At 62.7% G+C, this 13,302-nt stretch carries 14 protein-coding genes; 7 read left to right on the top strand and 7 right to left on the bottom strand.

Annotated elements, in window-relative coordinates; translation table 11 throughout:
• Positions 1 to 26: 26 nt before the first annotated feature.
• Positions 27 to 953 carry an STM4015 family protein gene (locus ACQ4WS_RS00270; RefSeq protein ID WP_436472608.1) on the bottom strand — a complete coding sequence of 309 codons (927 nt, stop codon included), beginning with the start codon at positions 951 to 953 and terminating at the stop codon, positions 27 to 29.
• 244 nt (positions 954 to 1,197) lie between these two features.
• The gene (locus tag ACQ4WS_RS00265; RefSeq protein ID WP_034751403.1) at positions 1,198 to 1,773 is read right to left on the bottom strand and encodes a helix-turn-helix domain-containing protein; all 576 of its coding nucleotides are present in this window, start codon (positions 1,771 to 1,773) and stop codon (positions 1,198 to 1,200) included.
• A gap of 220 nt (positions 1,774 to 1,993) precedes the next feature.
• On the opposite strand from ACQ4WS_RS00265, the gene kbl reads away from it, so the two are divergent.
• Genes kbl through ACQ4WS_RS00250 form a run of 3 tightly spaced genes read left to right on the top strand, consistent with a single transcriptional unit; the run spans position 1,994 to position 5,668 of the window.
• Positions 1,994 to 3,220 (top strand): glycine C-acetyltransferase, encoded by a 1,227-nt coding sequence (gene kbl, locus ACQ4WS_RS00260; protein WP_436472606.1) that lies wholly within the window; start codon positions 1,994 to 1,996, stop codon positions 3,218 to 3,220.
• Positions 3,221 to 3,241: 21 nt separating this feature from the next.
• Positions 3,242 to 4,207, top strand: a complete 966-nt coding sequence (locus ACQ4WS_RS00255) for an NAD-dependent epimerase/dehydratase family protein (protein WP_436472604.1) — start codon at positions 3,242 to 3,244, stop codon at positions 4,205 to 4,207.
• A 48-nt stretch (positions 4,208 to 4,255) separates the two neighbouring features.
• The gene (locus tag ACQ4WS_RS00250; RefSeq protein ID WP_436472603.1) at positions 4,256 to 5,668 is read left to right on the top strand and encodes an L-serine ammonia-lyase; all 1,413 of its coding nucleotides are present in this window, start codon (positions 4,256 to 4,258) and stop codon (positions 5,666 to 5,668) included.
• 59 nt (positions 5,669 to 5,727) lie between these two features.
• Here ACQ4WS_RS00250 and ACQ4WS_RS00245 read toward each other — a convergent pair whose 3' ends face one another.
• The gene (locus ACQ4WS_RS00245) at positions 5,728 to 6,468 is read right to left on the bottom strand and encodes an AAA family ATPase (protein WP_436472602.1); all 741 of its coding nucleotides are present in this window, start codon (positions 6,466 to 6,468) and stop codon (positions 5,728 to 5,730) included.
• Between the two features lie 269 nt (positions 6,469 to 6,737).
• On the opposite strand from ACQ4WS_RS00245, the gene thrC reads away from it, so the two are divergent.
• From thrC to moaD, 3 genes are read left to right on the top strand one after another with little or no spacing between them, the layout of a single operon-like run.
• A complete protein-coding gene (gene thrC / locus ACQ4WS_RS00240; RefSeq protein WP_436472600.1) occupies positions 6,738 to 8,219 on the top strand; it encodes a threonine synthase in 1,482 nt (493 codons plus the stop codon).
• Positions 8,219 to 9,445, top strand: coding sequence for a molybdopterin molybdotransferase MoeA (locus ACQ4WS_RS00235; RefSeq protein WP_436472599.1), 1,227 nt, complete (start codon positions 8,219 to 8,221; stop codon positions 9,443 to 9,445). The genes thrC and ACQ4WS_RS00235 overlap by 1 nt, the downstream gene beginning before the upstream one ends.
• A 10-nt stretch (positions 9,446 to 9,455) precedes the next feature.
• Positions 9,456 to 9,713, top strand: a complete 258-nt coding sequence (moaD, locus tag ACQ4WS_RS00230) for a molybdopterin converting factor subunit 1 (RefSeq protein ID WP_436472597.1) — start codon at positions 9,456 to 9,458, stop codon at positions 9,711 to 9,713.
• A gap of 47 nt (positions 9,714 to 9,760) precedes the next feature.
• Here moaD and ACQ4WS_RS00225 read toward each other — a convergent pair whose 3' ends face one another.
• Positions 9,761 to 10,003 carry a hypothetical protein gene (locus ACQ4WS_RS00225; RefSeq protein WP_436472595.1) on the bottom strand — a complete coding sequence of 81 codons (243 nt, stop codon included), beginning with the start codon at positions 10,001 to 10,003 and terminating at the stop codon, positions 9,761 to 9,763.
• Positions 10,004 to 10,158: 155 nt separating this feature from the next.
• Between ACQ4WS_RS00225 and ACQ4WS_RS00220 the strand changes: the two genes are divergently transcribed.
• Positions 10,159 to 11,400: a TIGR03862 family flavoprotein gene (locus ACQ4WS_RS00220; RefSeq protein ID WP_436472594.1), complete on the top strand. Its 1,242-nt coding sequence runs from the start codon at positions 10,159 to 10,161 to the stop codon at positions 11,398 to 11,400.
• Positions 11,401 to 11,416: 16 nt separating this feature from the next.
• Here ACQ4WS_RS00220 and ACQ4WS_RS00215 read toward each other — a convergent pair whose 3' ends face one another.
• The 3 genes from ACQ4WS_RS00215 to ACQ4WS_RS00205 are packed head-to-tail and all read right to left on the bottom strand — an operon-like array spanning position 11,417 to position 13,206.
• Positions 11,417 to 12,223, bottom strand: coding sequence for a head GIN domain-containing protein (locus ACQ4WS_RS00215; protein ID WP_436472593.1), 807 nt, complete (start codon positions 12,221 to 12,223; stop codon positions 11,417 to 11,419).
• Positions 12,224 to 12,233: 10 nt separating this feature from the next.
• Entirely contained in the window at positions 12,234 to 13,022 is a 789-nt protein-coding gene (locus tag ACQ4WS_RS00210; protein WP_436472591.1) for a DUF1700 domain-containing protein, read from the bottom strand.
• 28 nt (positions 13,023 to 13,050) lie between these two features.
• Positions 13,051 to 13,206, bottom strand: a complete 156-nt coding sequence (locus ACQ4WS_RS00205) for a hypothetical protein (RefSeq protein ID WP_436472589.1) — start codon at positions 13,204 to 13,206, stop codon at positions 13,051 to 13,053.
• Positions 13,207 to 13,302: the final 96 nt, after the last annotated feature.

The raw sequence follows: 13,302 nt of genomic DNA, 5'->3' as shown, positions 1-13,302 counted from the left end.
GTGGGAATCCGCTTATTGGATCACGACTACTCGCCGACGGCCACGTAGCGGTAGGTCTCGCCGTCGTCTTCATCCTCTTCCTGCGGATCGTCCAGCACCACCTCGAAGGGCAGTGCCTTCAGTTTCGCCTGGTTTTCTTCCGAGATGTAATGGTGCGACAGGTCCAGGCGTTTCAACTTGCCCAGCTGCGTGTGATTGAGCACGGCCACGGCGCCCAGGTCGCCGATGGTGCCCAGCGACAGGTCCAGCGTGTCGAGCTGCGCCACCAGCGGTTCTTCCGCCAGCCACACGGCCAGGTCGTCGGCGATTTGCGCGTCGCGCAAGCCCAGGTAGCGCAGCGTCGGCACGGTCAGCTGCGCCAGCACCTTGCGGTACAGGTCGACATCGCCCGAAAAGCCATAGTCGTCCGTGCCCAGCCACAGTTCCAGGTGTTCCAGCTGCGGCATGCTCGATTGCGCCAGCGCCTCGGCGATCTTTTGATCCAGGCCGCCCGCTTCGATGGTGAAGCGGCGCAGGTGCTGGTGCGCGAACGGCTCGATGACGAGCTCATTGCCGCCGCGGATGCGCAGTTCTTCCAGCTGCGGGAAGGCGTCAAGCAGGGGCTTGTAGCTGCCTTGCACGATCCACGAAATTTCACACTCTTCGTACGTCATGTCGCCGATGAACAGGGCGCGCAAATTGGGCAGCTGCGGCGCGTGGGCGATCAGCGCGGCGATCACTTCGTCGGCGCCCGCTTCGTACGGATCGCCCCACATGCCGATGATCAGCGCCTCAAGCGCATTCTTGTCGGTTTTTTCAAGGAAGCCGGCGATCAGGTCCGGCATCTTGCGCTTGTCGTCGTAATCGAGCGACAGACGGTAGACGATGCCGGGCGATGCGTCGAATGGCAGGTCCGGGTCGTATTCGACGACTTTCTTGTTGTGGAAGGTGGTGGTGCTGTCGGAAATGGTCATCGCGGGGGCTCCGTAAAAACAGTGGAGGCCTGGGTGCCGCGCGCGGTGTGGCGGAGCTGGGACGAGCCGGGAGGTGCCGTGACGCTCTGCGAAGACATCCAGGCCTGGAAATCTTGTCTATTCTAAAATCTTAGCATGAGGAAAGGGGCTTATTGCGCACTGGAGAATGCAGTGCCTGACTTGAACCCCGCTGCCGCCGGGGTCGTACCCTGAGGGGACGACCCCAGTTCTTGCCCTTGGGCTATTACCTGTGGATGACCACGAGCAAGGCCTTGCCTTCCGTCTTGCCCAGATTGCGAATGGTATGCGGCTGGTCCGCCGGATAGCGTGCCGTGCCGCCATTCTTGACCTTTTTCTTCGCCGTCCCCACTTCCAGCTCCAGGTTGCCATGGATCACCGTCAAATGCTCGGTGGTGCCCGGGTCGTGCGGCTGCGACGCCAGTTCGCCGCCCGGCGCCAGGGTCACTTCATACCATTCGTATTTGCCGGCCAGTTCCATCGGCCCCAGGATGCGCAGCACGTAGCCCGCGTGGTCGCCGGGCAGGGTAGGGGTTTCGTGGGCGTCCGTGATGCGGATGGTTTCCACGGCTTTTTCCGCGCTGGACAGCAATTCGCCAATCTGCACGCCCAGGGCGTTGGCCAGGCGCCACGTGATGGCGATGGTGGGATTGGCTTTTTCGCGCTCGATTTGCGACAGCATGGACTTCGAGACGCCCGCGATGCGCGACAAATCCTCCAGTGTCAGGCCGCGCGCGAGGCGCAGCCGTTGCAGGGTGGCACCCACTTCAGGGGGGGAATTGGTCGAAACGCTGGTTTTCATCGGCAGGTGGCTTGCAAAGTTCAAAAGGCTTGGGTAATATCCACTATATTGAATTTCAGTTCGAAATAGTGGATTTTGAGGAAAAACACGGAAACGTGTAGACTTCAAACAGCGCTTCACGGTACAGCATACTGCGCGCACCGGTCAAGCGGCCACTTTCCCTATGACGGCTGAGGTCACCCGGATACCACCCATACAACAGGGACACACAAGGATCATCATGAGCGAGCAAGCGAAGAACACCTTTTTCAGCGGTCTGCAACAGAATCTTGATCAACTGCGCCAGCAGGGCTTGTACAAGCCCGAGCGCGTGATCGCCTCGCGCCAGGGCGCTGAAGTGGTGTGCGACGATGGCCGTACCCTGATCAATATGTGTGCGAACAACTACCTGGGCCTGTCCGGCGACCTGCAGACGCAGGAAGCGTCTATTGTCGCCACGCAAAAGTATGGCTATGGCCTGTCGTCCGTGCGCTTCATCTGCGGCACGCAAACCGTACATAAAGAACTGGAACAGGCGCTTTCCGCGTTCCTGGGTACCGAGGACACGATTCTGTATGCGGCCGCGTTCGACGCCAACGGTGGCGTGTTCGAGCCCCTGTTCGATGAAAATGACGCCATTATCTCGGACGCGCTGAACCACGCTTCCATCATCGACGGCATCCGCCTGTGCAAGGCTGGCCGCTACCGCTATGCCCACAACGACATGGCCGACCTGGAAGTGCAGCTGAAAGCGGCGATTGCCGCCGGCAAGCGCCATAAAGTCATCGTCACGGACGGCGTGTTCTCGATGGATGGCACGATTGCGCAACTCGACAAGATCTGCGACCTGGCCGACCAATACGGCGCGCTGGTGATGATAGACGAATGCCACGCTTCCGGCTTCATGGGCGCGACGGGCCGCGGCACGCACGAACACCACAATGTGATGGGCCGCATCGACATCATTACGGGCACCCTGGGCAAGGCCCTGGGCGGCGCCATGGGCGGCTTTACCTCGGCGCGCAAGGAAGTCATCGACACCCTGCGCCAGAAATCGCGTCCCTACCTGTTCTCGAATACCCTGGCGCCATCGATTGCCGGCGCTTCGCTGTCGGTACTGGAGCGCCTGGCCAAGTCGACGGAACTGCGCGACCGCCTGCATGACAACACGGCGTTCTTCCGCAGCGAGATCGAACGCATCGGCTTTACCATCAAGCCGGGCACCCATCCTGTCGTGCCGGTGATGCTGTTCGACGCTCCCGTGGCGCAGAAATTCGCCGCCCGCCTGTATGAACTGGGCGTGCTGGTGACGGGCTTCTTCTACCCGGTCGTGCCGATGGGCCAGGCCCGTGTGCGCGTGCAGCTGTCGGCCGCGCATACCCGCGAACAGCTGGTGAAAGTGCTGGCCGCCTTCGAGCAGGCAGGCAAGGAACTCGGTCTGCTGACCACCACGACCACTACCAATTAACAAGAATTCAGGAAAAATAGCATGGAACGCATCTTAGTCATTGGCGCAAACGGCCAAATCGGTAGTGAGTTGGTGGGCGCGCTGGCGCAGCAGCATGGCGCGGACAACGTCATCGCCAGCGACATCGGCACGAACAATCTGTACCAGGCCAAGCGCTATGCCCAGCTCAATGTGCTGGACAAGGACGGCCTGGCAAAGATCATCGCCGATGAAAACATCACCCAGGTGTACCAACTGGCGGCCATGCTGTCGGCCACGGGCGAAGCGGCGCCGTTGAAGGCGTGGAGCCTGAACATGGACGGCTTGCTCAATATCCTGGAACTGGCGCGCGAACGGGGTGTAGCGGGCAAGCCTTTGCGCATCTTCTGGCCATCGTCGATCGCCGCCTTTGGCCCGAACACGCCGCAAGTGAACACGCCGCAAATGACGGTGATGGACCCGACCTCGATGTACGGCATCAGCAAGCTGGCCGGCGAGCGCCTGTGCGAGTACTACTTCAACAAGTATGGCGTGGACGTGCGCAGCATCCGCTACCCGGGCATCATCAGCTACAAATCGCCTCCGGGCGGCGGCACCACCGATTACGCCATCGCCATCTTCCATGCGGCCTTGCGCGGCGAGCGCTATGACTGCTTCCTCGATGCGAACACCACCTTGCCGATGATTTACATGCCCGACGCCATCCGCGCCACCATCGAACTGATGGACGCGCCGGCGGCATCGATCAAGATCCGTTCATCCTACAATGTGGCCGGCGTGTCGTTCAACCCGGAGCAGCTGGCGAAAGCCATCGTACACATGGTGCCGGACTTCAAGATCAGCTACAAGCCGGACAGCCGCCAGGCCATCGCCGACAGCTGGCCGCAAAGCCTGGACGACAGCAAGGCCAGCGCCGACTGGGGCTGGAAGGCGCAGATCGGCGTTGAGCAGATGGTCACCGACATGCTGGCCAATGTCGATGCAGGGCAGCCGGCCAAGGCAGCCTGAGGCCCACACAGGCATTCATAAAAACATACTAATATAAAGAGACACTACATGGACATGAGCGTATTTGACCTGTTTAAAATCGGCATCGGGCCGTCGAGTTCCCACACGGTGGGTCCGATGGTGGCGGCGCGGCGTTTTCTGGTCGAATACGGTCCGCTGGAGCAGGTAGTGGGCGTCGAGGCGGCCCTGTATGGCTCGCTGGCGCTGACGGGCGTGGGCCATGCCACGGACAAGGCCGTCATTCTGGGCTTGATGGGCGAAACGCCGCAGGACGTGGCACCCGATGCCGTCGACAGCAAGCTGGCCGCTATCGAGGCGGCCGGCGAGATCGCGCTGCTGGGCACGCACGTCGTGCCGTTTACGTCTGCCATGGGCTTGATCTGGCACAAGAGCGAGTCCCTGCCCGAGCACCCGAACGGCATGCGCTTTACCCTGAAACTGGCGGATGGCAGCCGTGTCGACAAGGTGTATTACTCGATAGGCGGCGGTTTTATCCGCGAAGCCGGAGAAGCGCAAACCTCGGCCCAGGCGCAAGCAGCCGTGGAATCGGCCGCCAGCGGGCGGGTCGTCTTCCCCTTCGATACCATGGAGCAGTTGCTGGCGCATGGCGTGGAAAGCGGCCTGTCGATCCCGGAAATGCTGCGCGCCAACGAGTGCGTCAAGCGCAGCGAGACGGAACTCGATGAAGGACTGGACCGCATCTGGCACGTCATGCGCGACTGCATCGCGCACGGCCTGGAAACGACGGGCAACCTGCCGGGCGGCTTGAACGTCAAGCGCCGCGCCGCGAAATTATGGCGTCTGGCGCAGGAGGCGAAGGCGTCGGATAACCGCGCCAACGACTTGCCGCACGACGCCGTGCACCTGGTCAGCCTGTACGCGATGGCCGTCAACGAAGAAAACGCGGCCGGCGGGCGCGTGGTGACGGCGCCGACCAACGGCGCCGCCGGCATCATCCCGGCCGTGCTGCGCTACTATGCGCAGGATTGCCGCCCCAGCGACCCGGTCGGCGGCGTGCGCCGCTTCATGCTGACGGCGGCCGCCATCGGCATGCTGTGCAAGCGCAATGCCTCGATCTCGGGCGCCGAAGTGGGGTGCCAGGGCGAAGTGGGCGTGGCGTGCGCCATGGCGGCGGCCGGCCTGGTGGCGGCCTTGGGCGGCACGAATGAACAGATCGAGAACGCGGCCGAAATCGGTATCGAGCACCACCTGGGCATGACCTGCGACCCCATCGGCGGCCTGGTGCAGATCCCCTGTATCGAGCGCAATGGCATGGGCGCCGTGAAAGCGATTACGGCCGCCTCGCTGGCGCTGAAGGGCGATGGCACGCATTTCGTCAGCCTCGACGAAGTCATCGAAACCATGCGCCAGACGGGCGCGGACATGCAGGACAAGTACAAGGAAACGTCGCTGGGCGGCTTGGCCGTGCACGTGATCACCGTCAACCACGCCGCTTGCTAAGTGCCGGGGTCAGACCCGCCGGGTCTGACCCCAGATTTCCGCTGCGTCTTATTGCACCCTCACTCCTCCTCAAACAACTGCTCCAGCCTCCTGGGGTAGTTATTCAAGAAATCGCGCGTCACGGCGAAGTGCTCCGTGTCTTCATATGCCACTTCGTGGATGCCGCCACCCGTAAACATCAGGATTTTCGCGTTCGGGTAGGCCAGCAAGATGGGCGAATGGGTGGCGATGATCAGTTGCGAGTCGTCCTGCACCAACTGGTGGATCACGGATAGCGCCGCCATCTGGCGGCTGGGCGACAGGGCCGCCTCGGGCTCGTCCAGCAAATACAAGCCCTTGCCCCGCAGCTTGTTGATCAAGGTCGCCATGAACGCTTCGCCGTGCGATTGTGCGTGCAGCGACTTGCCGCCGTAGCTGGCCAGGTATTCGGGCATGTCGTCCATGTAGGTGGCGACGTTGAAAAAGCTTTCCGCGCGCAGGAAATAGCTGTCCGCGGGCTTCTTGTAGCTCTTGCTCAGGCGCAGATGCGCGTGCAAGCCCGATTCCTCGTCCGATGGCAGGGCGATGCGCACGTTGCGCGTGCCGCCATCCTTGCCGAAGCCCAGCGCCACGGCCAGCGCTTCCAGCATGGTCGACTTGCCGCTGCCATTTTCGCCCACGAAAAACGTCACATCGCGGTGGAAGTCCATCTGCACGAAGTCGCGGATGGCGGGGATGGTGAACGGATAGTGGTCCATGTCGACGATGGCGTCGGGGCGCAGCGCGGCGCTTTGCAAATACGGTTTTTTACTGATCGGCATGGCCGGTTTTCGACTCCATCAATAGTCATGGCAGGGACACTCGGCACAGTGTGGCGCAAATTGGCGGCGCGCGCCAGTGCGTACGCCGGCCATGTGCGCCTAGCTTGATCTCAGACTATTATGGCTTGTTTGATAATGCCCGGGCTCTCCAATTGTCACATCTTGAGCCGGCTGGCGCCACGCGATTCGCCTTGGACGGCGGCTGGCACTATAATATCCGCTGCCATTCATGATCAACCGCACTCAGCTCAACTGGACTCTTCAAATTTATGCACTACGTGTCTACCCGCGCTGATACAGCGCCATCGAATCTGCAGCAATTCTCCGACATCCTCCTGGGCGGCCTGGCCCCCGATGGCGGACTGTATCTCCCTGAACACTACCCGCAAGTCACTGGTGCCGAGCTCAATGCCTGGCGCACATTGTCGTATGCCGACCTGGCATTCGAAATCCTGAAGAAGTTCGCCACCGATATCCCGGCCGCGGACCTGAAGGCATTGACGGCGAAAACCTATACCAAGGCAGTCTACAAGAACGCCCGCGCCGGCGAAAACGCAGCCGACATCACGCCGCTGCGCGTACTCGAAGAAAACGTCGTCAAGGGCGGCCAGACCACCCTGATGCTGCAGGCGCTGTCGAACGGCCCGACCCTGGCCTTCAAGGACATGGCCATGCAGCTGCTGGGCAACCTGTTCGAATACACGCTCACCAAGCACGACGCCGAACTCAATATCTTCGGCGCCACGTCCGGCGACACGGGCAGCGCGGCCGAATACGCGATGCGCGGCAAGAAGGGCATCCGCGTCTTCATGTTGTCGCCGCACAAGAAAATGAGCGCCTTCCAGACGGCGCAGATGTTCAGCCTGCAAGACCCGAACATTGTTAACATCGCCATCGAAGGCGTGTTCGATGATTGCCAGGATATGGTGAAAGCCGTCTCGAACGATTTGCCGTTCAAGGCGAAACAGAAGATCGGCACCGTCAACTCCATCAACTGGGCAAGAGTCGTGGCGCAGGTCGTGTACTACTTCCGCGGCTACCTGGCGGCCACCACCAGCAACGAGCAAAAAGTGTCGTTCACGGTGCCGTCGGGCAACTTCGGCAATATCTGCGCCGGCCATATCGCCCGCATGATGGGCTTGCCGATCTCGAAACTGGTGGCGGCGACGAATGAAAATGACGTGCTCGATGAATTCTTCCGCACGGGCGTCTACCGCGTGCGCAAGTCGGCCGAAACGTACCACACGAGCAGCCCGTCGATGGATATCTCGAAAGCGTCGAACTTCGAGCGCTTCGTCTACGACCTGGTGGGCCGCGACAGTGACCGCGTGCGCGCCCTGTTCACGAAAGTGGAGACGCATGGCGGTTTTGATTTGTCCGGCAAGCCTGGCAGCGACGGCGACGAGTTCAAACTGGTGGCCAAATATGGCTTCAAGTCGGGCAAGTCCACGCACCAGGACCGCCTCGACACCATCCGCGACGTGGCCGACGACTACGGCATCACCATCGACACGCACACGGCCGACGGCATCAAGGTGGCGCGCGAGCACCTGGAGCCTAACGTGCCGATGATCGTGCTGGAAACGGCGCTGGCGGCCAAGTTCAACGAAACCATCCTGGAAGCGCTGGGCGTGGACGCGGAACGGCCAAGCGGCTTCGAGAACATCGAAGACTTGCCGCAGAAGTTCGTCGTGATGGATGCCGATGTCGAGAAAATGAAGGCGTATATCGCCGCCAACACGGGACTGTGATGACAGACGCCAGCACTGTACGCAAACCGATGCTGTCGGTGGCCGAGGCGCAAGCCTTCATGCTGGGCGCGGCGCGTCCGGTGACTGAGGTGGAACTGGTCGACACCATGCGCGCCAACGGCCGCGTGCTGGCGGCCGCGCAGACGTCGACCCTGAACGTGCCCGAGCGCGACAACACGCAGATGGATGGTTATTGCGTGCGCGCGCGCGATTGCGCCAGCGGCGCGGCCAGCCTGCCCGTGTCGCAGCGCATCGCGGCCGGCCACGTGGGCCAGCCTTTGCAACCGGGGACGGCGGCGCGCATCTTCACGGGCGCCTTGCTCCCGGACGGCGCCGATTGCGTGGTGATGCAGGAGCAGTGCACCGTGGCTGGCGGCATGGTGACGGTCAATCACGTGCCGCACGTGGGCGAATGGGTGCGCCGCCAGGGCGAGGATATCCGCGCCGGCGGCGAGATCCTGGGTGCGGGCCGGCGCCTGCGCAGCCAGGAAATGGGCCTGGCCGCTTCGGTGGGCCTGGCGCAAGTACCGGTGCTGCGCAAGCTGCGCGTGGCCGTCTTCTTTACGGGTGACGAGCTGGCCATGCCGGGTGAACCTCTGGCGCCGGGCGCCGTCTACAATTCGAACCGTTTCACCCTGCGCGGCCTGCTGGAAAATTTGGGTTGCGAGATCACGGACCTGGGCATCGTGCCAGACAGCCTGGAAGCGACGCGCGCCGTGCTGCGCCAGGCGGCCCAGGGCAATGATTTGATCATCACCTCGGGCGGCGTGTCCGTGGGCGAGGAAGACCATATCAAGCCGGCCGTGGAAGCGGAAGGGCGTCTGAACATGTGGCAGATCGCCGTCAAGCCGGGCAAACCGCTGGCGTTTGGCGAAGTGCAGGAGGCGTTCTTTGTCGGCTTGCCCGGCAATCCCGTGTCCAGCTTTGTCACCTTCCTGCTGTTCGTGCGCCCGTTCATTTTGCGCCTGCAGGGCGTGGCGGGCAGTCTGGCGCCGCGCAGTTACAAGCTGCCGGCCGCGTTTGAACGCCTGAAGGCGGACAGGCGCAACGAGTTCTTGCGCGCCAAGGTCAATGACGAGGGTGAACTGGAGCTGTACACCAACCAGAGTTCGGGCGTGCTGACGTCCACCGTGTGGGGCGATGGCTTGATCGATTGTCCGCCGGGCCTGTCGATTGCGCGCGGCGACATGCTGCGCTTTATCCCGTTTAACGAATTGCTGTACTAAGGAAGCCTTGATGAAGATCAATCTGCGTTTTTTCGCCAGCGTGCGCGAGCTGGTGGGCACTGGCCAGGAAGTGCTGGAAGTGGCCGCGCCACGGCTGACGGTGGGCGAGGTACGAACGCTCCTGATCGCCCGAGGCGGCAACTGGGAATATGCGCTGGCGCAGGGCCGCGCGCTGCGCATGGCGCATAATCAGGTGATGTGCGATGCCGATACCGTGATTGCGGAAGGCGACGAGGTGGCGTTCTTCCCGCCCGTGACGGGCGGCTGATCCGGCTAGCCCAATGAAACGGCCACTTCATCGAAGTGGCCGTTTTTTCATGACGACTTGGTTTTTGGTTTGCCGGCCGTGCTATCGCTGCAGGTGGCGCAGGCGACGGCTTTGCGGTAGCGCCAGTATTTCGAGCCGATGAAGATGGCCGACGCCACCAGCGACCAGGCCAGCGCGCTGAGGATGTCAGCCTGGCTGGGGGTGCCCTTGCTGTACTCGACCACCGTCAGGATGATGAATAAAATCGAGCTGGCCAGCAAATAACGGGAAATCCAGAATCCTGCACCCATGTGTTTCTCCTCTTGTCGTCTCGTTGTCTCGTGAAGTCAAAGTACTGATCGCTGCGGCATGTCCGCGCAGTATGCATCATTTTTCGGCATTCTTGCCATCTCCGGGCCTTATCTCGACTAAAATGCCGGGGTTTTCACCGTCTTTCCAGCTTGCCATGACCCATTCCAGCCTTCCTCCCTTTCACATCGCCGTCATCGGTGGCGGCCCTGCCGGCCTGATGGCCGCCCAGGTGGCCAGCGACCAGGGAGCCAGAGTGGAACTGTTTGACGCCATGCCGTCCGTCGGCCGCAAATTCCTGCTGGCCGGGCGCGGCGGCATGAATATCACGCATGCGGAAGACTATCAGGCCTTTGTCTCGCGCTACGCCAGGCAGGCGAACCGCCTGAAACCGGCGCTGGACCAGTTCGGCCCGCAAAAGGTGCGCGACTGGGTGCATGGCCTGGGCGTGGAGACCTTTGTCGGCTCGTCGAACCGCGTCTTCCCGACGGATATGAAAGCCGCGCCCCTGCTGCGCGCCTGGTTGCACCGCCTGCGCGAAGCGGGCGTGCAATTTCACATGCGTCACCGCTGGACGGGCTGGCGCGACGGCCAGCTGGCCTTTGCCACGCCGGACGGCGAACGTCTGTGCGCCTTCGACGCCGTGATCCTGGCGCTGGGTGGCGGCAGTTGGGCGCGGCTGGGGTCGGACGGCGCCTGGGTGCCGCTGTTGCAAGAGCGCGGTGTGGCCGTGGCGCCTTTGGTGCCGGCCAATTGCGGCTTCGACGTGGACTGGAGCGCGCATTTCAGCAGCCGTCACGCGGGCGAACACCTGGCCACGGTGGCCATCACGGCGCATGACATCGATGGCTTGACGGTCAAGCGCCAGGGGCAGTGCGTCATCACGGCGGGCGGCGTGGAAGGCAGCCTGATTTACGCGCTGTCGGCCGCGCTGCGCGAGCAGATCGCGCGCGACGGTCATACCACCATCTGGCTCGACCTGGCGCCTGACCATAGTCATGAACGCGTGTTCGAGGAAGTGACGCGTCCGCGCGGTTCCCGCTCCATGTCCAGCCACCTGAATAGCCGGTTGGGCATCAAGGGCGTGAAATCGGGCTTGCTGCGCGAATGCCTGAGCGCCGCCGACTTTGCCGACGAAGCCAGGCTGGCGGCCGCCATCAAGCTGCTGCCCATCACGCTCAAACGTCCGCGCCCCATCGATGAAGCCATCAGCAGCGCCGGCGGCGTGGAATTCGACGGCGTCGACGGCAGCATGCTGCGCGCCATGCCGGGCGTGTTTGTGGCGGGCGAAATGCTGGACTGGGAAGCGCCGACGGGCGGCTACCTGCTGACGGCCTGCCTGGCGCAAGGCAAGGCGGCCGGAGAGCAGGCCGTGGCGTGGCTGGAAGAGACGCGTTAAGGAACTGGCGTCCTCATCAATGCCAGGTAATTTCGCCTGAGCCGCTTTTTTGCGCATCGCGCTGGCGTGGGTTGCCGTGGACGTGGATGTCGCCGCTGCCGCGCAGGGTCAGGTTGGTGGCGTCGCGCACGAAGACGGTGCTCGTGCCCGAGCCTTGCAGGCTGACGCTGGCCTTGTCGGCCGCCAGGTGCTCGGCATCGATGTCGCCCGAACCGCTCAGGTCGGCGCGCAGGAATTTCGTGTTGCCGCTGGCGGCGATGCGCCCGGAGCCCACCATTTCCAGCACCACGCTGTCGCTGTTGCCTGCGTTGATGTCGAGGTCGCCGCTGCCGTTGACGGTGGCGGCAACCTGCTTGTAGCGTCCCGTGAAGCTGACGTCTCCCGAGCCCGTCAATTCCAGGATAAAGCTGTCGCCCGAAAATCCCGTGATCTTGCTGTCGCCATTGCCGTGCACTTCGACGCGCACGAGGGCGGGCAGCACCAGTTCCACCTGCAGCGGCTGGCGATGGTGGAACAGCATGCCTTTCGGGCCGATATGCAGGGTCGTGCCATCGGCCGTGGTGTCGACGTTCGACAGCAGACGCTGCTCGCCGCTCACTTTCAGTGATGGCGTGGCGCCGCGGCGCAGCACCAGGTCGATGGGGCCGGCCAGGTCGATGCTGTTGATATTAGGGGAAATCGGGCGCGTTTCGCTGCGCACGGCGCGGCCGGCAGCGCTGCTGGGATTGCTGATTCCCTTGGCGCGCAGCGCCGCATACGACATGGCGATCAGGACCATGGCCAGCAAGAGCATGGACAGGCCAACTTTGAGCAAGCGTTTCATGGCAGCCTTTCTAGTGACCTTTGAGCAGGGAGACATTCATGGCGACGTAGCGCTTGATGCCGATCAAGGTATAGCGCGTTACGACCAGACTGAGCAGGAAGATGGCGATGCCGCCGAGCAGCATGCCCACGCCGAAGACGGTTTGCGTGGTGCGCGCATCGCGGTCCATGTCGGTGGAGATGCGGATGCCGCCACCGGCCAGCGCTTCGGCCCGCTCCATCATGCGCGAGGAAGCGCCGGGCGCCCCGGGCTCGGGCTCGGCCGGGTCACGCTGCAAGGGACCGGGCAGGTGATCGATTTCGATGCCCGTGTGGCCGATGCTGATGCGCGTTTCGCGCCGTTTGCCGCCTTCATCGTCCTGGATGAAGACGTGGCGCAGCGGGCCATCGAGCACCAGTTCGTTGGCGCCGGACAAGCCGCTGGCCGTGATGGCGATGCCGGCCAGGTAAAAGCTCAGGCCGACGGCGTACAGGGTGGCCAGCAGGGCCGCGTACACGGCAGCAGGCACGACCATGAACAGGTTGAAGATGGCCAGGCCCACCAGCGAGACGAGCAGGCGCAGCAGGTTGACGGGGGTTTTCTTTTGTTCGAAAGCCTGGCGATGCGTGCTGCTGCGCAAGGTGAGGGCGATTTTTGTCGGCTCGCCCAGGTCGTCGGCAATCTCGTGCTCGCTGCGGCCGGCCGCGGCGCCTTCGATGAAGGTCTGTTCGTAATAATCGAGGGTCTTGGCCACCAGGTCCGGTGGCAAGCCTGCCAGCGCGCGCCGCAGAGCGTCGAGATAATCTTGCTTGTTCATCATATTCTTCCTGTGCGTCCGTGTTTCCGCTTCAGCCCATGGCCGGCAGCAGCATGCTTGCCTGGCTCAGCAACAACGGTGCTTGTGGCATTTGCTGTCCGTGAATCACGATCAAGGTGGCCAGCACCACACAAGCGAGCAGCGCCAGGGCTTTCAAGCTGTTTTTCAAGTGCAAGGTGGTGTGCATGGTATTCCCCGTGGCATGGCCGTTGTCGATGATCAGACTGTACCCAAGCGCACGCGAGCGCACCAGCGCGGTGCGACAGAATGCAATTTTGCGGGG

The sequence above is a fragment of the Janthinobacterium leeuwenhoeki genome, assembly GCF_051380795.1.
Taxonomy (GTDB): Bacteria; Pseudomonadota; Gammaproteobacteria; order Burkholderiales; family Burkholderiaceae_D; genus Janthinobacterium.
This window is presented reverse-complemented; position numbering and strand designations above follow the sequence as displayed.